The sequence below is a fragment of the Variovorax sp. 01N429 genome (assembly GCF_056399425.1).
In genome coordinates this window covers 67,645-87,257 of record NZ_JBFTRG010000020.1, presented here as the reverse complement: position 1 = coordinate 87,257, position 19,613 = coordinate 67,645, and the positions used below count along the sequence as shown (strand labels likewise).

Below are 19,613 nucleotides of genomic sequence, written 5' to 3'. Positions count from 1 at the left end.
GACGCTCATGAAACGTGTATTTCTTAAGTCGCTGCTTGCTGGGGCTGCGGCTGTGATGATGGGTGGCGTGGTGCCGCTTGTGCATGCGCAGGACAAGGGGCTCGTTGCGATTTCGATGCCTACGAAATCGTCGGCGCGGTGGATTGCCGATGGGTCGAACATGGTCAAGTACTTCAATGAGAAGGGGTACAAGACGGACCTGCAGTACGCCGACGACGACATTCCGAACCAGCTTGCGCAGATCGAGAACATGGTCACCAAGGGGCCGAAGGTGCTGGTGATTGCGGCGATTGATGGCACGACGCTGTCGGACGTGCTGCAGAAGGCGGCCGACAAGGGCGTGAAGGTGATCGCGTATGACCGGCTCATCAAGAACTCGAAGAACGTCGACTACTACGCGACCTTCGACAACTACCAAGTCGGCGTGCTGCAGGCGCAGTACATCGAGAACGCGCTGAAGCTCAAGGAAGGCAAGGGGCCGTACAACATCGAGCTCTTCGGCGGTTCGCCGGACGACAACAACGCTTTCTTCTTCTACAACGGCGCGATGTCAGTGCTCAAGCCCTACATCGACAGCGGCAAGCTGGTGGTGCGCAGCAAGCAGATGGGCATGGACAAGGTCTCGACGCTGCGCTGGGACGGTGCCGTGGCGCAGGCGCGCATGGACAACCTGCTGTCGGCCTACTACACCAAGGACCGCGTGGATGCGGTGCTGTCGCCTTACGACGGGCTTTCGATCGGCATCATCTCCTCGCTCAAGGGCGTGGGCTATGGCTCTGCGCAGCAGCCGATGCCGGTGGTGACCGGTCAGGACGCCGAAATCCCCTCCGTCAAGTCGATCCTCAAGAAAGAGCAGACTTCCACGGTCTTCAAGGACACGCGCGAGTTGGCGAAGGTCACCGTCAACATGGTCGACGCGATGATGGCCGGCAAGCAGCCGGAGGTGAACGACACCAAGACCTACAACAACGGGGTCAAGGTGGTGCCGTCTTATCTGCTCAAGCCTGTGAGCGTGGACGGGTCGAACTGGAAGCAGGCATTGGTTGACTCGGGCTACTACAAGGAAAGCCAGATCAAGTAGCCGGGACGTGCGATGCGGGGCCGGTGGCCCCGCAGGTTCGAAGGGAGACAGGGTGAAAGATGTGATTCTGGAGATGCGCGGCATCACCAAGAGCTTTCCGGGGGTGAACGCGCTGGACAATGTCAACCTCGCAGTACGCGCGGGAGAGATCCACGCGGTGGTCGGCGAGAACGGCGCAGGCAAGTCCACGCTGATGAAGGTGCTCAGCGGCGTGTATTCCTGCGACTCCTACGAAGGGGAGATCCACTTCGAAGGCGAAGTGCGCCGCTTCAGGAGCATCGCGGACAGCGAGAAGCTCGGCATCATCATCATTCACCAGGAACTCGCGCTGGTGCCGCTGCTGTCGATTGCGGAGAACATCTTTCTTGGCAACGAGACCGCGCACGGCGGCGTGATCGACTGGTTCGAGGCTTACGCCCGCACGCGTGAGCTGCTGGCCAAGGTCGGGCTCAAGGAGCTGCCGACAGCGCTCATCACCAATCTCGGCGTGGGCAAGCAGCAGATGGTCGAGATCGCGAAGGCGCTCTCGAAAGAGGTCAAGCTGCTGATCCTGGACGAGCCGACCGCGAGCCTGAACGAAAGCGACAGCGATGCCTTGCTGCGCCTTCTGCTGGAGCTCAAGGCGCAGGGCATTGCGTCGATTCTCATCTCGCACAAGCTGAACGAGATCGCGAAGGTGGCCGATTCGATCACCGTGTTGCGCGATGGCGCGACGGTCGAAACCATGGACTGCCGCAGCACGCCGATCAGCGAAGACCGCATCATTCGCGGCATGGTCGGGCGCGACATGGCGCACCGCTACCCGCAGCGGACGCCGCACATCGGCGAAACCATCTTCGAGGTGCGCGACTGGCGCGTTCACCATGCATTGCATGCCGACCGCGAGCAGATCAAGGGCGTGAACCTGCATGTGCGGCGCGGCGAGATCGTCGGCATCGCGGGGCTGATGGGTGCCGGGCGCACTGAATTCGCCATGAGCGTGTTCGGGCGCTCTTACGGGCAGCGCATCAGCGGTTCGGTGCACATGCACGGCAAGGAAGTCGACGTGAGCACGATCCGAAAGGCGATCGACCATGGCATCGCGTATGTCACCGAGGACCGCAAGAGTGCGGGGCTGGTGCTGGAGGAAGACATCCGCAAGAACGTGAGCATGGCCAACCTGGCCGCCATCTCAGAGGGCGGCGTGATCGACGAAGGGCGCGAGTTCAAGGTGGCGAACGAGTACCGGCGCGCGCTGAACATCCGCTGCGCCGGCGTGGACCAGCGCGTGGTCAACCTGTCCGGAGGCAACCAGCAGAAGGTGGTGTTGAGCAAATGGCTCTTCGCCAGGCCCGAGCTGCTGATTCTTGACGAGCCGACCCGCGGTATCGACGTGGGCGCCAAGTACGAGATTTACACCATCATCGACCAGCTCGCGAGCGAGGGCAAAGGCATTCTCATGATTTCTTCCGAACTGCCGGAGTTGCTCGGCATGTGCGACCGCATTTATGTGATGAACGAAGGGCGCTTCGTCGCCGAATTTCCTGCCGCCGAGGCCTCGCAGGAAAGAATCATGCGAGTGATCGTGGCCTCCGGGAGCAGCATCAATGCAGCCTGAAGCAGAAGCCGTGAAACCGGCAACACCCATCACGCCGCCGGCATCCAGTACGGCGGCCGCCGAACACGCAGGATTCATCAAGAACAACCTGCGCGAATACGGCATGCTGATCTCGCTGGTCGCGATCATGGCGCTGTTCCAGGTGCTGACGGACGGCACGCTGATGCGGCCGCTGAACCTCACCAATCTGCTGCTGCAGAACAGCTACATCGTGATCATGGCGCTGGGCATGCTGCTGGTGATCGTCGCGGGCCACATCGACCTCTCGGTAGGCTCGGTGTGCGGCTTCGTCGGCGCGCTGGCTGCGGTGCTGATGGTGGAATACGACTGGCATTTCGTGCCGACCTTCATCGTGTGCCTGATCGCCGGCGGGTTGATCGGCGCGGCGCAGGGCTGGTTCGTAGCCTTCTTCCGGATTCCTTCGTTCATCGTCACGCTGGCGGGCATGCTGGTGTTCAAGGGCCTCACGCTGGCATTGCTCGCCGGGCAGTCGGTGGGGCCGTTTCCCGAGGCTTTCCAGAAGCTGAGTTCGGGCTTCGTGCCTGACGTGATGGGCGGCGAAAGCTTGCGCACCACTTCACTCGTGCTCGGCGCGCTGGCCGCCGCGGCGCTGGTGTTCTTCAGGTTGCGCGGCCGCACGAAGCTCGCGGCGCATGGCATGGCGCAGGAGCCCTACGCTTTCTTCCTCGTCAAGAACCTGTTCTTTGCAGCGGCGATCCTGCTTCTGAGCTATCTGCTCGCGACCTACAAGGGGCTACCCAACGTGCTGATCGTGATGGCGGTGCTGATCGTCGCCTACGACTTCGTCACCAACCGCACGACCATTGGCCGGCGCATTTATGCGCTGGGCGGCAACGAGAAGGCGGCGAGGTTGTCCGGCATCAAGACGCAGCGGCTGGCCTTTCTGACTTTCGTGAACATGGGCGTGCTGGCGGCGCTGGCGGGCCTTGTGTTCGCCGCGCGGCTCAACACGGCGACGCCCAAGGCGGGGCTGGGCTTCGAGCTGGACGTGATCGCGGCCTGCTTCATCGGCGGCGCGTCGGCTTCGGGCGGCGTCGGCAAGGTGATGGGCGCGGTGATCGGGGCCTTCATCATGGGCGTGATGAACAACGGCATGTCGATCCTGGGCATCGGGATCGACTACCAGCAGGTGATCAAGGGATTGGTGTTGCTGGCGGCGGTGTTCATCGACGTCTACAACAAGAACAAATGAGCACGCCCGCTTCCATCGACGCGCCGGTGCTGGAACTCACGGGCATCGACAAGCAGTTCAACGGCGTGCCGGCCTTGCGCGGGGTTGCGCTGCGGCTGCGGGCCGGCGAAATCCATTCGCTTCTGGGACAGAACGGCGCGGGCAAGTCCACGTTGATCAAGGTGCTGACCGGCGTCTATGCGGCGGATGCCGGCGAGATGACGCTCTCGGGTACGCCCATCAGGCCTTCTTCGCCGATCGATGCGCAGCGCATGGGCATCAGCACCGTGTACCAGGAGGTCAATCTCTGCCCGAATCTGTCGGTCGCGGAGAACATCTTCTCTGGGCGCTATCCACGGCGCGGGTTGGCGCAGGGCTTTCGCATCGACTGGGCGGCCGTGAACCGTGAGGCGCGTGCGCTGCTGGCGCGGCTGGACGTGCATATCGACGTCAGCCGGCTGTTGTCGAGCTATTCGGTGGCCGTGCAGCAGATGGTGGCGATCGCGCGTGCGCTGGGCCTGTCGTCGAAGGTGTTGATTCTGGACGAGCCCACATCGAGCCTGGACGACGAGGAAGTGAAGAGCCTCTTCACTGTGCTGCGCCGGTTGCGGGGCGAGGGGCTGGCGATCTTGTTCGTCACGCATTTCCTGAACCAGGTCTATGCGGTGTCGGACCGGATCACCGTGCTGCGCAATGGCGGCTGGGTCGGAGAATGGAAGCCCAGCGAGCTCGGGCCCCAGGCGCTGATCTCGGCGATGGTCGGGCGCGAGTTCGCAGCACAGGCGACCGGTCATGCGGACCTGCCTCCCATTGACGTTGGTGCTGCCGCGGTGCTGGCGACGGAAGGCTTGGCCCAGCGCGGGCAGTTGCAGCCAGTGGACCTGCAGGTGCGTCCCGGTGAGATCGTGGGGCTGGCCGGGCTGCTCGGCTCGGGGCGCACCGAGTTGGCGCGATTGCTGTTCGGGCTCGCGAAGCCGGATCAAGGCAAACTGAAGATCGACGGTGTCGCGGTCGATCTTGGGAGTCCGGCGGATGCGGTGAAGCACGGCCTTGCGTTGTGTCCCGAAGAACGAAAGACCGACGGCATCATCGCCGACTTGTCGCTGCGCGAGAACATCGCGCTCGCCTTGCAGGCTCGCCGCGGTGTGCGCAACACGCTGTCGCGCGCCGAGCAGGCGGCGCTGGCGGAGCGCTTCGTCAAGGCGCTGGGCATCAAGACGGCCAGCATCGAGACGCCGATCGGCTTGCTCTCGGGCGGCAATCAGCAGAAGGCGGTGCTGGCGCGCTGGCTGGCAACGGAGCCGCGCCTGTTGATCCTCGACGAGCCGACGCGCGGAATCGACGTCGCGGCCAAGCAGGAAATCATGGACGAGATCCTGCGCCTGGCGCGGGGCGGGATGGCGGTGTTGTTCATTTCGTCGGAAATGAACGAAGTGGTGCGCGTGGCGCATCGCATCGTGGTGCTGCGCGAGCGGCACAAGGTGGGCGAACTGCCCGGCGGAGCGACCGAGGACGCCGTCTACGACCTGATCGCTGAGTCATGACTCGCCCCCAGGCTTCGCGCACTTCGTGTCGCTTCGCCAACCCCCTACCGGGGGCAACACCGGCGGCCCAGCGGAGCCGGTTCCGCGGTGTTTCTGAGAAGGGATCGATGGTGGATCTGATATGAGTGATATGGGGTCGGCTTCTATGGTTTCGCGGGCGTTTCGGCATCGGTTGGCTTGGCCGTTGGTCACGCTGCTGATATTGCTGGGGATCAATGCTGTCTTCAATCCGAGCTTCTTGCATCTGGAGGTGCGGGGCGGGCATCTTTATGGGAGCTTGATCGACATTCTCAATCGGGCGGCGCCGCTGGTGCTGGTTGCGCTGGGTATGACGCTGGTGATCGCGACACGGGGGATCGATATTTCGGTGGGCGCGGTGGTGGCTATCGCGGCGGCGCTGGCGGCGTGGATGATCGGCGGGTCGCTGGTGGTCAACAACGGGGCGGCGGCGGAGGTGAGCCGGTTTCCGATGTGGCTGGCGATCGTGGCGGCGCTTGGGGCGGCCCTGGTGTGCGGTCTGTGGAACGGGCTGCTGGTCGCGCGGGTTGGCATGCAGCCGATCATTGCCACGCTGATCCTGATGGTGGCGGGGCGCGGCATCGCGCAGCTGATCACGGGTGGGCAGATCATCACGATCTACTACGCGCCGTTTTTCTTTATCGGCAGCGGCTATCTGTTCGGGTTGCCGTTTTCTGTCTATGTTGCGGCGGCGGTGTTCGCGCTGGTGTACTTCGCGATCACGCAGAGCGCGCTGGGGCTCTTCGTTCAGTCGGTGGRCATCAACCCGAACGCGGCGCGTGTGGCGGGCGTGCGGGCGCGCCGGATCATCGTGGGTGCCTACATGTTCTGCGCGTTTTGCGCGGGCGTGGCGGGCTTGCTGATTAGCTCGAACGTCAAGAGCGCGGATGGCAACAACGCGGGACAGTTGCTGGAGCTCGATGCGATCCTGGCTGTGACGCTTGGCGGCACGGCACTGACGGGCGGGCGCTTCAGTTTGGTGGGCAGCGTGATTGGCGCGTTGATCATCCAGACGCTGACCTACGGCATCTATTCGCTCGGCGTTCCGCCTGAGATCAACCTGGTGGTGAAGGCGGCGGTGGTTTTCGTGGTGATGCTGGTGCAGTCGGCTGAGTTCCGCGCGAGCATTCGCCAGCTGGTGCAGCGGCCACCACGTGTGAGGGGTCAAGCATGAGCGCGGTGGTGCCTGAATCGAGCGCGCACGCGCCTGGAGTGCCTGCGCCGGCTTCGCGTCCGCGCAGGGGACTCAACCCGAAGTACCTGCCGCTGGCCGCGACCATCTCGCTGTTCGTGCTGGTCGCGACGCTGGGTTCGATCTTCTACAACGGCTTCTTCTCGGCCCAGGTTTTCCTGAACCTGCTGATCGACAACGCGTTCTTGTGCATCGTCGCGGTGGGAATGACCTTCGTGATCTTGTCAGGGGGCATCGACCTTTCGGTAGGCTCGGTGATCGCATTGACGACGATGGTCTCCGCTTCGCTGGTCGAAAAGCACGGCTGGAGCCCTGCAGTGGTCATTCCGCTGGTGCTCGCCATGGGCACGCTGTTCGGCGCTTTCATGGGGGTGCTGATCGAGCGCTTCCGGCTGCAGCCTTTTATCGTGACGCTGGCCGGAATGTTTCTCGCACGCGGGCTTTGCTATCTGATCAGCATCGATTCGATCAGCATCACGAACGAGGTCTACTCCGAAATCTCGCAGTGGCGCCTGCCGGTGTGGGGCACGGCGTCGATCTCGCTCAGCGGGTTGATTGCACTCGCGATGGTTGCGATCGCGGTCTTCATCGCGCACTACACGCCGTTCGGCCGCACGGTGTATGCGATTGGCGGCAACGAACAATCGGCGGTGCTGATGGGCCTGCCCGTTCGCTCGACGGTGATCGGCGTCTACACGTTCTCCGGTTTCTGCTCTGCGTTGGGCGGCGTTGTGTTCACGTTCTACATGCTCTCGGGCTATGGGCTGCACGCGGTCGGGCTCGAACTGGATGCCATCGCGGCGGTGGTGATCGGCGGCACGCTTCTCACCGGCGGTGTCGGCTATGTGATTGGCACGCTCTTCGGCGTGCTGATGCTGGGCGTCATCCAGACGCTCATTTCCTTCGACGGCACGCTGAGTTCCTGGTGGACTCGCATCGTGGTCGGCGTATTGCTCTTTGTCTTCTGCCTGCTGCAGCGCCTGTTCTCGGCGCGTGCGGCAGAGCGCCCCTAGTCCTCACCGCCAGTCATCACCGAAATCCCCGCATGTCCGACACACCCAAGAAACTGCGATCGACCGAATGGTTCGGGTCGGCCGACAAGAATGGCTTCATGTACCGAAGCTGGATGAAGAACCAGGGCATCCCCGATCACGAATTTGACGGTCGCCCGATCATCGGCATCTGCAATACGTGGTCTGAGCTCACGCCCTGCAACGCGCACTTCCGCAAGATCGCCGACCACGTGAAGCGTGGCATTTCGGAGGCGGGCGGATTTCCGGTGGAGTTCCCAGTGTTCTCCAATGGCGAGTCCAATCTGCGCCCGACCGCCATGCTGACGCGCAACCTCGCGAGTATGGACGTCGAGGAAGCCATCCGCGGCAATCCGATCGACGCCGTCGTGCTGCTCACGGGCTGCGACAAAACCACGCCGGCGCTGCTGATGGGTGCAGCGAGTTGCGACATTCCCGCGATCGTCGTCACCGGCGGGCCGATGCTCAACGGCAAGCTCGAAGGTCGCGACATCGGCTCTGGAACCGCCGTGTGGCAATTGCACGAGGCGATGAAGGCTGGCGAAATCGACGTGCATCAGTTTCTCTCGGCCGAAGCGGGCATGTCGCGTTCGGCAGGCACCTGCAACACGATGGGCACGGCTTCGACGATGGCCTGCATGGCCGAGTCGCTGGGCGTCTCGCTGCCGCACAACGCTGCCATCCCGGCAGTGGATGCGCGCCGCTATGTGCTCGCGCAGATGTCGGGTATGCGGGCTGTCGAAATGGCACGCGAAGGGCTGACGCTGTCGAAGATACTCACGCGCGAAGCTTTCGAGAACGCGATTCGCACCAATGCCGCCATCGGCGGTTCGACCAATGCCGTGATTCACCTGAAAGCGATCGCCGGGCGCATCGGTGTTGCGCTCGAACTCGAAGACTGGACGCGCATCGGCCGCGGCACGCCCACGCTCGTGGATCTGATGCCCTCCGGGCGCTTCCTGATGGAAGAGTTCTATTACGCGGGCGGTCTTCCGGCTGTGTTGCGCAGGCTCGGTGAAAACGGCTTGCTGCCGCATCCCGATGCGCTCACGGTCAATGGCCGGTCGCTGTGGGACAACGTGCGCGACGCGCCGAGCTACAACGACGAGGTGATCCGCCCGCTGGACAAGCCGCTCATCGAAGACGGCGGCATCTGCATCCTGCGCGGCAACCTGTCACCGCGCGGTGCGGTGCTGAAGCCTTCCGCTGCTTCGCCCGAACTGCTCAAGCATCGCGGCAGAGCGGTGGTGTTCGAGGACTTCGATCACTACAAGACGCGCATCGCCGACGAATCGCTCGACGTGGATGCGAGCTCGGTGCTGGTCATGAAGAACTGCGGTCCCAAGGGCTATCCGGGCATGGCCGAGGTCGGCAACATGGGCTTGCCGCCGAAGCTGTTGCGCGCGGGCATCAAGGACATGGTGCGGATTTCGGATGCGCGCATGAGCGGCACCGCGTACGGCACGGTGGTGCTGCACGTCGCACCTGAAGCGGCCGACGGCGGCCCGCTGGCTGCCGTGCGCGATGGCGACTGGATCGAGCTCGACTGCGAACAGGGCCGCTTGCACCTGGACATCAGCGATGCCGAACTGGCCGATCGTCTCGCGACCATCGCGCGTACGCCAGTCGTCGCCAAGGGCGGCGGCTATCAGCGGCTTTATGTAGATCACGTGCTGCAAGCGGACGAGGGCTGCGATTTCGATTTCCTGGTGGGCTGTCGCGGCGCCGCGGTGCCCAGGCACTCGCATTGACGTTGCAGCGTCAGCGCTTCGACGCCTTCCAGAATGGCCGTGCATCGGCCAACTTGTCGAGCGCCTTGCGGCACTCGGAGGCACTGGCAGGCTGTTGCGCGCTGAGCCAACCGACCGCGAACCACGCCTGCCCGTCGTGACTGGCGTTGTCGCGGTAGGCGGCAATGGCGACGGCGTTGTCGTTGTGTTCGCCCAGCGCGTCTTGTGCGGGCTCGAGCTGCTCGAGATAGCGCTTCGCGCGGCGCGCGCCGAACAGCGGCGCCACGAACTCACCCAGGTAGCGCAGCCGCTTGAGCCGCTTGCGCACACGATGCTGGGCGGCAGGCTCCAGCTCTTCGAAGCGGCGGCCGTCGCGCGTCACCTGCCGGTGCAGTTTGGAGAGCCGCTTGCGCAGCACCTTGCGCGGTGGGCCGGTTTCGTCGCGCGCGGGGTGCTCGCTCTCGACCTCGTCCGTGGGTTCGACCGGCAGCGATGCCGCAATCAGTTCCATCAGCACGGACTGAAATGCCGCCGCCCGGACCACTTCGGAAGGATCGGGAAGATCGGCGGCGCTGACTGAGCCATCGACTGGCGGCGCACCGACGCCTTCGAGCTTCGGCTGCACGATGTGAACAAGGTGATCGTGATCACGGCGCCGTCCGAGCGCCTGAAAGGCATCTGTCAGCGCGGGGTCCCATTCGGGGCTGATGGCAGGCGCCAGTGCCGCCATTTCGCGCAGCGCAGTGCGCAATCGGCGAATGCCGACTCGCAACTGATGCACGTGCTCGGCGTCAGTGCTGCCGGCGGCGACTTCGCTCGCATTGGGGAGGATTTGCGCCAGGCAAGCCTTGAGCACCGTCCGGAAGACTTCGGGCCCGTCCTGATCCTTGTGCAGTTCAGGGGGGCGCGCCTTGACCGCATCGCCGAAGGGCCTGCCTTGCGCCAGCCGCTGGCCGCGCTCGGATTTGGACACGGTGTCGAGCCAGAGCGCGTAGCGGTTGCGCCAGCGCTGGGCGAGTTCGAGCATGGATCTTGGACTGCCGCCCTTGAGCTCGAATTCGAGTTCGCACAGCGCGTGCGCATGCTCGCCCGAACGCACTTCGCCGCTGTCGAAGGCGAGTTCGACCAGCGCGTCTCCGGTCCGCATTTCGCGCAGCGTGCGGCGGACATCCGTGCCGTACAGGGGAACGAGTTCGACCGTCGCCGGGTCATGGCCGGCCTCGCGGCAGGCTTGGCGAATCAGGTCGCCGACGGGCGTGCCGTCATGCCGATCGATGCGGGGCAGAGGGACGTCGCGTGCGCCGCCCGGAGGAAGATCCACGTTGTCTTCATGGCGCTCCAGCAGGCTGTCGGTAGGGGCCTTGGCAGTCTGGCGCCACGCCTGGCCTTCCTTGCGGAGGCGCAGCACCAGCCGCTGCGCAGCCAGGGCGCCATCGGCGGTGTCGAAATAGCGGGCGCGCAGCCGCTCGACGTGCGAGCGGCCGCGGGCCACCGCCGCTTCGACCGCCGCCCGGTGCTGCGTGTCGACCTGGAACTTGAGTTCGAACTCGGTCACGGGTCGTTCGCTGCCGCCGGCACGCCGCTGTCAGCCCGGCAACTCGCTGACCTGGAGGGACAGATCGAACAGCTTGGACTTGCTCGCGTAATAGCGGTCCAGCCGCCATTCCTTGAGGATGTCCATCGCGATCTGAAAGCTCTTGTAGTCGAGTTCATACAGCGTGACGAGTTCGAAGCTGTGCTCCGATTCGAGTGCCAGTACCAGACGGGCCAGGATCTTTGCCGACTCATTGGTCGGGTCGGTCTCGATGAATCGACGGGCGACCTTGATGGCGTTCATGGGGAAGTTTTCCTCTTAAAAACTAGCCCATGACTATATCCAGCGCAGTCGCGCCCAATGTGACAGTCGAGTGACGGCGTAGGTCTTTGGTTTGAGTCCTACGACCGCCGCTTCATTGCGCCGGGACGAGTGTTTCGGTCGACCGGATCACGCCGCCACCCAGCACGCTGCCGGTGATGGTGGTCGAACCGCTGCCCGTGACCCGCGCCTCGCAGGCGGCGCGGTCCGAAGGGGGCTGCCGGCTGCAGCGGGCCAGGGCGTTCTGCCGCAGGGTTGCGTCATCGACCTTCGGGAAGCCGCCTCTGCGCGCTGTCTCGGCCGCTGCACCCCTTTCGCGCAGGCAAGCCTGTTTGTTCTGGTGCACGCCATCGCAAGGGAGTGACGAGGGCGACGAAGACATGGAAGACGACTGGGCAAGGACGGACGAGCCAGCAGCAAGGCCACCGGTTGCCACGAGGACTGCGAGACACGTTCGAAAGGCGTTCTTCATGGGTACTCCTTATGGGAACTTGGAGTATGCGGGGCGAACCGTTCCCGAACCACCCCCCCTCGCCGCGCGTTCGTGTCGGACCAATCCGGCAAGCACTCGGGCAACCTGCTCTCAAGGCGGGCGCCGGCTCAAGCTTCGGCGATACGCTTTGCGAGGTGGGCGAGGGCTTCTTCGACCTGGTCCACGAGGATCAGCGAGAGGTCGCCCGGCTGCAGGCGTTCCAACGCTGAATCGATAGCGACGAATTCGCCGCGGATCTCGTCGATGAACCGCGTGCGCCGCGCGCCTTCGAGCCCCTGCCGGAGCAGCGCCATGACTTCACCGTCGGCGCGCCCACGCTGCGCCGCGTCCTGATAGAGGATGACGTCGTCGAAGGCTTCGCCAAGGATGGCGGTCTGGTCGCGAATGTCGCAATCGCGGCGATCACCCGCGCCGCTGATCACGACCGAGCGCTTCTTCGCCGGCATGGTGTCGACGGCGGAGACCAGTGCGCGCATGGCGTCGGTGTTGTGGCCGTAGTCGGCAATGACGGTCGCGCCGCGATAGTCCATCACGTTGAAGCGGCCCGGCACACCGGCGGCGTCGTTCTTGAAGCTGGCGAGCCCGCTGCGGATCGCATCCCAGTCCAGGCCCACGGCCCAGGCTGCGGCAATGGCCGCCATCACGTTGTCGACCTGGAAGCCGATGGTGCCGTTGCGCGTGATCTGCACGTCGCGCAGCGGAATGCGTTCGCGCCACGAGCCCTCTGCCGCGATCACGGCGTCCTGGTCCACATAAACCGTGCGCTTGCCTTGCGCGCGGTGCGTGGCCATCACCGGATGCTGCCGGTCGGCGGTAAAGAAGATCACGCTGCCGGGGCAACTCGCGGCCATCGCGGCGACGTTCGGGTCCGCGGCGTTGAGCACGCCATAGCCCGTGGGCGCCACGTTGCGCACGATCACGCGCTTGAGCACGGCGAGGTCTTCCACGGTCGTGATGTAGTTGAGGCCGAGGTGATCGCCGCTGCCGATGTTGGTCACCACCGCCACCTGGCAGCGATCGAATCCGAGGCCTTCGCGCAGGATGCCGCCACGCGCCACCTCGAAGACGGCCGCGTCGACATCCGGATGAAGCAGCACGTTGCGCGCGCTCTTCGGGCCGCTGCAATCGCCGCTGTCGGTCTGGCGCCCGTCGACGTAGACACCGTCGGTGTTGGTCATGCCGGTGCGCAGGCCGCTGGCGGCGAGCAGGTGGTTGATCAGCCTTGCGGTCGTCGTCTTGCCATTGGTGCCGGTCACGGCCACCACCGGGATGCGGCCGTCGTCGCCATGGGCGAAGAGCGTGTCCATCACCGCTTCGCCCACGGCGCGGCCGCGGCCGAACGAGGGCGAGATGTGCATGCGAAGCCCGGGCGCGGCATTGACTTCGACCACGCCGCCGTGCTGTTCTTCGAGCGGACGCAGGACATTCTCGCAAACCATGTCGACGCCGCAGATGTGCAGGCCGACCATCTGCGCCGCATCGACCGCACGCGCGGCGACTTCGGGGTGCACCGTGTCGGTCACGTCGGTCGCGGTGCCGCCGGTCGAAAGATTGGCGTTGTTGCGCAGGACGACCCGCTGGCCCAGCGTGGGCACGCTGTCGGGCTTCAAGCCCTGTGCTTCGAGGCGGCCGATCGCAATGTCGTCCAGCCGGATCTTCGTGAGCGATGTCGCGTGCCCTTCGCCGCGCCGCGGGTCCTGGTTGACCGCATCGACGAGTTCGCGAACAGTCTTTGCGCCGTCGCCGATCACCTGCGGCGGATCACGGCGGGCCGCGGCCACGAGCCGATCGCCGACCACGAGCAAACGGAAGTCGAAGCCGGGCAGGAATTTCTCGACCATCACCTCGCCATGAACTGCCGCCGATGCATAAGCCGCACCGAGCTGCTCGCGCGTCGTGATGTTGACCGTGACGCCCTTGCCCTGATTACCGTCCTGCGGTTTGACGACCACCGGCAGCCCGATCTCCTGCGCCGCAGCCCAGCCGTCTTCGGCGTCGGTCACCGGACGGCCGAGCGGAACAGGGACGCCTGCTGCGTTGAGCAGTTGCTTGGTGAGTTCCTTGTCCTGTGCGATGGCTTCGGCGACACCGCTCGTGCTGTCGACTTCAGCGGCCTGGATGCGGCGCTGCTTGGAACCCCAGCCGAACTGCACGAGGCTGCCGCTGGTGAGGCGCCGGTACGGGATGCCCCGGGCCACCGCCGCGTCGACGATGGAGCCGGTGCTCGGTCCGAGGCGCTCGGATTCGTCGAGGTCGCGCAGTTCGGTGATGGCGGCCGTGGCGTCGAAGGCGGCATTGCCTTGCGCGGCATCGATGAGCTCTTTGGCCAACTCCAGTGCGCGGCGGCCGACGGCTTCTTCGCTGTACTGGAAGGTGACCTGGTAGACGCCTTCATCGATGGTGCGCGAGGTGTGGCCGAAATTCACCGCGCAGCCGGCCTGCGCTTGCAGTGCGACTGCGGCGTTTTCCAGCACGTGCGCCAGTGCGAGCGGCTGGCCGAGCACGATCGGATGCAGTTCGCCGATGGTTGGAAAGAGCGCGCGCAGGCGCGGCTCGAACCCGGTGAGGCGCTCGATGGCGTTTTCGTCATCCTTGCAGTTGACGATCGCTTCGATGCAGGTGTGGCGGCTCCAGAGATTGGGGCCGCGCAGTGCGCGGGTGCGTGTGATTTCCATAACTATCTCCCCCCCGTTGCTTGCTCGCTCCCGGCGAAGCCGGTTCCGCCGCTGCCGCGCGGCGCTTGCGCGGGCGCCAGGCCCGGGGGTGTTCATTTAGGCAAATTGAAGTTCGGGTGAAACCAGCGTTTGCGACAGCTGCAACGATGCGAGCGCCGCCTGCAGGTCTGCTTCGAAGGCTTCCGCGCCGGCGCCGATCAGGTTGAGCGGAATGCCCATGGCCCACGCGGCGGCGACTGCGGCGAGCAGGCTTTCGAGGCTGACGCCCGCATGCGTGGCGCGCCAGATGGTGAGCCGGCCGAGCCCGGGCAGGAAAGATTCGCTGGTGCCGTTGGCGAGAACCACGCGGTCCTGCCGAATGACGACGGCCCTGCCGCCATCGGCACGGTGTTTCGCCAGCGCTTCGGCCTGCGGGTCCGCGGCATAAAGAATCACCGCGCCATCGCACAGCGGGGCCAGCCCGGCCACGCGTGGGTCGGCCGCGTTCAGCACGGCGGTGCCTTCGGGCAGCACGACGTCGACCTGCGTGCGCAGCACCTTGACCATCTGGTCACTCTCGGTGATGTCGAATTCGCCGAGCGCGTCCGAGCCGTCCAGGTCAGTCACGATGCCGACTTCGCAGCGGTCATAGGAAAGGCCATCGCGCAGGATGGTTTCGGCGCCGTTTTCGATCACCACGGCCTGCACGGCACGGTTGACCAGTAGACGATGGCCGGCTTGCCAGTTGGCGCTCGTGCGCGCGTCGACCCTGCGCCGATCGAGGAAGAGGCCGTCGCGGCAGGCCAGGCCCGTATGACGGCCGCCGAGGCTGATCAGCCAGGCGACCAGCCGGGACAACACCGCGGTATCGCGCGAGCCGGCCACGCCGACCACAGGGATGCGGCCCGGAGCGTCGTCCGGAAAGAGGTGATCGCAGATCGCGCGGCCCACGGGGCGGGGCGATCCGACGGCCGGCTTCAGGTGCATCAGCAATCCGGGCCCGGCGTTGACTTCGACGATCGCGCCGCCCTGCGCCGCGAGCGGCCGGGAGATGTCCTGCGCCACGAGATCGATGCCGGCGATGTCGAGCCCCACCACGCGGGCAGCGAGCACTGCGGCGTGCGCGACTTCAGGATGTACCTGGTCGGTGCAGTCGATCGACATGTTCCCGTTGCGCTGGATCGTGACGACCCGCCCCGATGCAGGCACCGAATTGCCATCGAGCTCCTGGCGCTTGAGTTCGAGCTGCAGCTTGGCATCCGTGTCCAGCACGATCACATCCAGCGGGTATTCCTCTTCCGCGCCACGGCGAGGATCGCTGTTGAGCTGGCTTTCGATGAGCTGGGCCACGGTCGATTCGCCGTCGCCCGTGACTGTGATGATTTCGCCACGCGCGGCGGCGACCACCTGGCCGCCGACCACTAGCAGACGGTGCTCCGACCCGCGGATGAAGCGCTCCACCATCACGTCGCTGCCTTCGGGCTCGGCGACCGCGAAAGCGGCGATGACTTCTTCGCGCGTGTTGAGTTCGAGCGAAACGCCGCGGCCATGATTGGCGTCGGACGGCTTCACGGCCACTGGCAATCCGATGTCTTCGGCCGCTTCCCAGGCTTCCCCGGCGTTGGCGACGACCTGCCCTTCAGGCACCGGCACGCCGCAGCTTGCGAGCAGCGATTTGGTCAGTTCCTTGTCGCTGGCGATTGATTCGCCGATGGCGCTGGTGTAGTCGGTCTCGGCCGTCCAGATGCGCTGCTGGTTCGCGCCGTAGCCGAGCTGGACCAGATTGCCGCTGTTGAGCCGCATGTGCGGAATGCCGCGATCGGTCGCAGCGCCCACGATGCAGGCGGTGCTGGGGCCCAGATAGCAGTCCTCGACCTTGGCCTTGACCGCATCGACGGCGCGTTGCACGTCCGCCGCGTCGAAGGGATCGTGGTTGATCGCTGCCATCAGCAAGCGGTGGCCCTCGGCCAGGGCGACGCGGGCGACTTGCTCATCGCGTGCGCGAAACACCATTCGGTAGACGCCATGCTGCGAGGTGCTGCGCGTCTGGCCGAAGCCTGTCGGCATGCCGGCGAGGTTGAGCAGCTCGATCACCACGTGTTCCAGCACGTGGCCGGCCCAGGTGCCTTCGGTCAGGCGCTGGATGAACCCGCCGCGCTCGCCGACGCCGCAGTGGTGCTCGATCAGCGCCGGCAGCAGCTTGGTGAGACGCTCCGTGAAGCCGGCGATGGTGTTGGACGGATGCTCTTCGAGCGCGCCCAGGTCGAGCCAGACTTCCAGCACGGGGCGGTAGGTCCAGATGTTCGGGCCGCGCAAATAGTTGATGCGCAGCAGGCGGATGTCGTCGAAACGGGTCATGAAAACGTTCGATGTGCTTTGACCGAGCACTGCGGCGCCTTCAAGCGCGCCCATGGCGATCGGTCAGAATCGGCGCCCGGTGAGCGCCAAGAAGGGTCCCGCAGCGGGCCGGAAATACAGAAACACAATGCAACATCACGATCCAGTCGGCACCCCGGAGGGCGAATCAGAGGGGGCTACAGACGCGCTGAAAAACCGGCTCTCAGACGCGGAAAACGTTCTGGCAACTCTTCCGGTTGACCTCGACGGGGAACTTCGGTTTACATCCGGCCTTCTGGCGCTGACGGACCGCCGCCTGCTGATGCGCGACGCGGGCGGCGCCTGGTCCGAATGGCCGCTGCAGGCAGAGGGGCTGGATCTGCACCTGGCCGATCACGCCGGAATCGGGACCCTGGACCTGCAAGACGGCAATGGCCGGCTGGCTCGCTGGCGCTATACCTTGGCCCAGCAGCCGGCGGCGCTGCGGCTGCAGAAGCTTTTCGATCAGCAGGTTTCGGGAGTCGCGCAGGCGACAGGGCCTGCCGCCGAGGCGGACGAAGCGGCGCTGGTCGAACCCGAGTTGCAGACGCCGCCGTCGACCTGGGTGCTGTTGCGGCTCGGCCGATTTGCCAAGCCCTATCGCAAGCAATTGATCACCGGTTTCCTGCTGACGCTGGCCTCGACCGCCGCGACCCTGGTCCCGCCGTACCTGACGATCCCGCTCATGGACGACATCCTGATCCCGTTCCAGAACGGGCAGAAGATTGCCGTGGTCAAGGTGGTGATGTTCCTCGCCGCGCTCCTGGCCGCCGCATTGGTCGGATGGGCACTCGGGTGGGCACGCACTTACCTGTTGGCCCTCGTCTCCGAACGGATCGGCGCCGACCTGCGCACGACCACCTACGAGCACTTGCTGACCTTGCCGCTCGATTACTTCGGCGGCAAGCGTACCGGCGACCTGATGGCCCGGATCGGCTCCGAGACCGATCGCATCAACGTTTTCCTGTCGCTGCATGCGCTGGATTTCCTCACCGACGTGCTGATGATCGCGATGACCGCGGTCATCCTGTTCTCGATCAATCCGCTGCTCGCGGTGGTCACGCTGGTCCCGCTGCCTTTCATCGCCTGGATGATCCACGTCGTGCGCGACCGGCTCCGCACCGGCTTCGAAAAGATCGACCGCGTCTGGAGCGAGGTCACCAACGTGCTGGCCGACACCATTCCGGGAATCCGCGTGGTGAAGGCTTTTGCGCAGGAAAAGCGCGAAGCCGACCGCTTTCGGTCGGCCAACATCTACAACCTGCAGGTCAACGACAAGCTCAACAAGACCTGGTCGCTTTTCACGCCGAGCGTGTCGCTCCTGACCGAGATCGGGCTGCTGGTGGTCTGGGGCTTCGGCATCTGGCAGGTGGCGCGGGGCAGCATCACGGTCGGTGTGCTCACGGCTTTCATCGCCTACATCGGCCGGTTCTATACGCGCCTGGATTCGATGAGCCGCATTGTGTCGGTCACGCAAAAGGCCGCCGCCGGCGCCAAGCGCATCTTCGACATCCTCGACCACGTGAGCAACGTTCCGGAGCCGGCCAACCCTGTGAAGATCGAACGCATTCAGGGCCGCATCGAGATGGCGGACCTGGGCTTTCGCTACGGCAGTCGCGCGGTGATCCGCGACCTGAACCTGGTGATCGAACCGGGCGAGATGATCGGCCTCGTCGGCCACAGCGGATCGGGCAAGAGCACGCTGGTCAACCTGATCTGCCGCTTCTACGACGTGACGGACGGAGCCATCAAGGTCGACGGCACGGACATCCGCCGCTTTGCCGTGGCCGACTATCGGCGCCATGTCGGGCTGGTGCTGCAGGAGCCTTTTCTGTTCTTCGGCACCATCGCGCAGAACATCGCCTATGGCAAACCCGATGCGACGCGCGAGGAGATCGTGGCCGCCGCGCGCGCGGCACATGCGCACGATTTCATCCTTCGTCTTGCGCACGGCTACGACTCGCTGGTCGGCGAACGCGGCCAGGGTTTGTCGGGCGGCGAGCGGCAGCGCATCAGCATTGCGCGTGCGCTGCTGATCGACCCCCGCATCCTCATCCTCGACGAAGCCACGTCGGCGGTCGACACCGAGACCGAGAAGGAAATCCAGAAGGCACTGGACAACCTCGTGAAGGGCCGCACCACCATTGCGATCGCGCACCGGCTTTCCACGCTGCGCAAGGCCGATCGGCTGGTGGTAATGGACCGCGGCGAGATCGTCGAGGTCGGACCGCACGACGCACTCATGGAAAAGCAGGGCGCCTATTGGCGGCTCTATCAGGCGCAACTGCGTCAGGCCGACGATGAGAGCGCCGGCGCGGTTGCCGAGCGCACGGCCGTGGCGATGACCCTGGGCGGTCATGCAGCCCATCCGGCGGGGGACGCATGAACAACGGTTTTGAACTCGAACGCGATCGCTTCGGGCGCCTCGTGCTGATCGACGCCGATGGCGTCCGGCATGTCGGCGTGGTGCCGGTGCGTGCCTTTCCGCTCACCGCGTCGGACGACGGTATTTCGCTGGTCGGGAGCGATGGACGCGAAATCGTCTGGGTCGATCGCATTGCCGATCTGCCTGCGCATTTGCGCACGATGCTGCATGAGGAACTTGCTGCTCGCGACTTCGCGCCGACGCTGCTGAAGCTGCATCGCGTGTCGAGCTTCGGCGTGCCGAGCACGTGGCACGTGAACACGGACCGCGGCGAAACCAGCTTCGTGCTGAAGGCCGAAGAGGACATTCGACGTCTGGAAGGTGGCGCACTGTTGATCGCCAGCGCGCATGGCGTGCAGTTCCGGATTGCAGACGTGAAGGCGCTGGACCGCCACTCGCGCAAGCTGCTCGAACGCTTTCTCTGA

At 65.0% G+C, this 19,613-nt stretch carries 14 protein-coding genes; 9 read left to right on the top strand and 5 right to left on the bottom strand.

Annotated features, from left to right (window positions below; translation table 11 throughout):
- Positions 1 to 7: 7 nt before the first annotated feature.
- From chvE to AC1DSF_RS26100, 7 genes are all read left to right on the top strand, one after another.
- Positions 8 to 1,081 (top strand): multiple monosaccharide ABC transporter substrate-binding protein, encoded by a 1,074-nt coding sequence (gene chvE / locus AC1DSF_RS26130; protein WP_478125321.1) that lies wholly within the window; start codon positions 8 to 10, stop codon positions 1,079 to 1,081.
- Between the two features lie 73 nt (positions 1,082 to 1,154).
- Entirely contained in the window at positions 1,155 to 2,678 is a 1,524-nt protein-coding gene (mmsA, locus tag AC1DSF_RS26125) for a multiple monosaccharide ABC transporter ATP-binding protein (protein ID WP_478183706.1), read from the top strand.
- Complete coding sequence (gene mmsB, locus AC1DSF_RS26120; RefSeq protein ID WP_478183700.1) at positions 2,668 to 3,891, top strand: multiple monosaccharide ABC transporter permease; 1,224 nt, start codon at positions 2,668 to 2,670, stop codon at positions 3,889 to 3,891. Before mmsA ends, mmsB begins: the two co-directional genes overlap by 11 nt.
- Positions 3,888 to 5,414 (top strand): sugar ABC transporter ATP-binding protein, encoded by a 1,527-nt coding sequence (locus AC1DSF_RS26115; protein WP_478183699.1) that lies wholly within the window; start codon positions 3,888 to 3,890, stop codon positions 5,412 to 5,414. Before mmsB ends, AC1DSF_RS26115 begins: the two co-directional genes overlap by 4 nt.
- A gap of 130 nt (positions 5,415 to 5,544) precedes the next feature.
- On the top strand, positions 5,545 to 6,606 hold the full coding sequence (locus AC1DSF_RS26110; RefSeq protein WP_478183705.1) for an ABC transporter permease: 1,062 nt from the start codon (positions 5,545 to 5,547) through the stop codon (positions 6,604 to 6,606).
- A complete protein-coding gene (yjfF, locus tag AC1DSF_RS26105) occupies positions 6,603 to 7,637 on the top strand; it encodes a galactofuranose ABC transporter, permease protein YjfF (protein WP_478145243.1) in 1,035 nt (344 codons plus the stop codon). Before AC1DSF_RS26110 ends, yjfF begins: the two co-directional genes overlap by 4 nt.
- A 32-nt stretch (positions 7,638 to 7,669) precedes the next feature.
- Positions 7,670 to 9,406, top strand: a complete 1,737-nt coding sequence (locus AC1DSF_RS26100; RefSeq protein ID WP_478183698.1) for an IlvD/Edd family dehydratase — start codon at positions 7,670 to 7,672, stop codon at positions 9,404 to 9,406.
- A gap of 10 nt (positions 9,407 to 9,416) precedes the next feature.
- Here the strand turns inward: AC1DSF_RS26100 and AC1DSF_RS26095 are convergent, their stop codons facing one another.
- The 5 genes from AC1DSF_RS26095 to AC1DSF_RS26075 form a co-directional block, all read right to left on the bottom strand.
- Positions 9,417 to 10,940, bottom strand: coding sequence for a CYTH and CHAD domain-containing protein (locus AC1DSF_RS26095; RefSeq protein WP_478125327.1), 1,524 nt, complete (start codon positions 10,938 to 10,940; stop codon positions 9,417 to 9,419).
- Between the two features lie 30 nt (positions 10,941 to 10,970).
- Positions 10,971 to 11,222: a hypothetical protein gene (locus AC1DSF_RS26090; protein ID WP_478125328.1), complete on the bottom strand. Its 252-nt coding sequence runs from the start codon at positions 11,220 to 11,222 to the stop codon at positions 10,971 to 10,973.
- 112 nt (positions 11,223 to 11,334) lie between these two features.
- Positions 11,335 to 11,712: a hypothetical protein gene (locus AC1DSF_RS26085; RefSeq protein ID WP_478125329.1), complete on the bottom strand. Its 378-nt coding sequence runs from the start codon at positions 11,710 to 11,712 to the stop codon at positions 11,335 to 11,337.
- A gap of 128 nt (positions 11,713 to 11,840) precedes the next feature.
- Positions 11,841 to 14,408 (bottom strand): cyanophycin synthetase, encoded by a 2,568-nt coding sequence (cphA, locus tag AC1DSF_RS26080; protein WP_478183697.1) that lies wholly within the window; start codon positions 14,406 to 14,408, stop codon positions 11,841 to 11,843.
- Between the two features lie 96 nt (positions 14,409 to 14,504).
- Positions 14,505 to 16,745 (bottom strand): cyanophycin synthetase, encoded by a 2,241-nt coding sequence (locus tag AC1DSF_RS26075; RefSeq protein WP_478183696.1) that lies wholly within the window; start codon positions 16,743 to 16,745, stop codon positions 14,505 to 14,507.
- 127 nt (positions 16,746 to 16,872) lie between these two features.
- On the opposite strand from AC1DSF_RS26075, the gene AC1DSF_RS26070 reads away from it, so the two are divergent.
- Positions 16,873 to 19,149 (top strand): cyanophycin metabolism-associated ABC transporter, encoded by a 2,277-nt coding sequence (locus AC1DSF_RS26070; RefSeq protein WP_478183695.1) that lies wholly within the window; start codon positions 16,873 to 16,875, stop codon positions 19,147 to 19,149.
- Positions 19,146 to 19,613 (top strand): cyanophycin metabolism-associated DUF1854 family protein, encoded by a 468-nt coding sequence (locus AC1DSF_RS26065; protein WP_478125333.1) that lies wholly within the window; start codon positions 19,146 to 19,148, stop codon positions 19,611 to 19,613. Before AC1DSF_RS26070 ends, AC1DSF_RS26065 begins: the two co-directional genes overlap by 4 nt.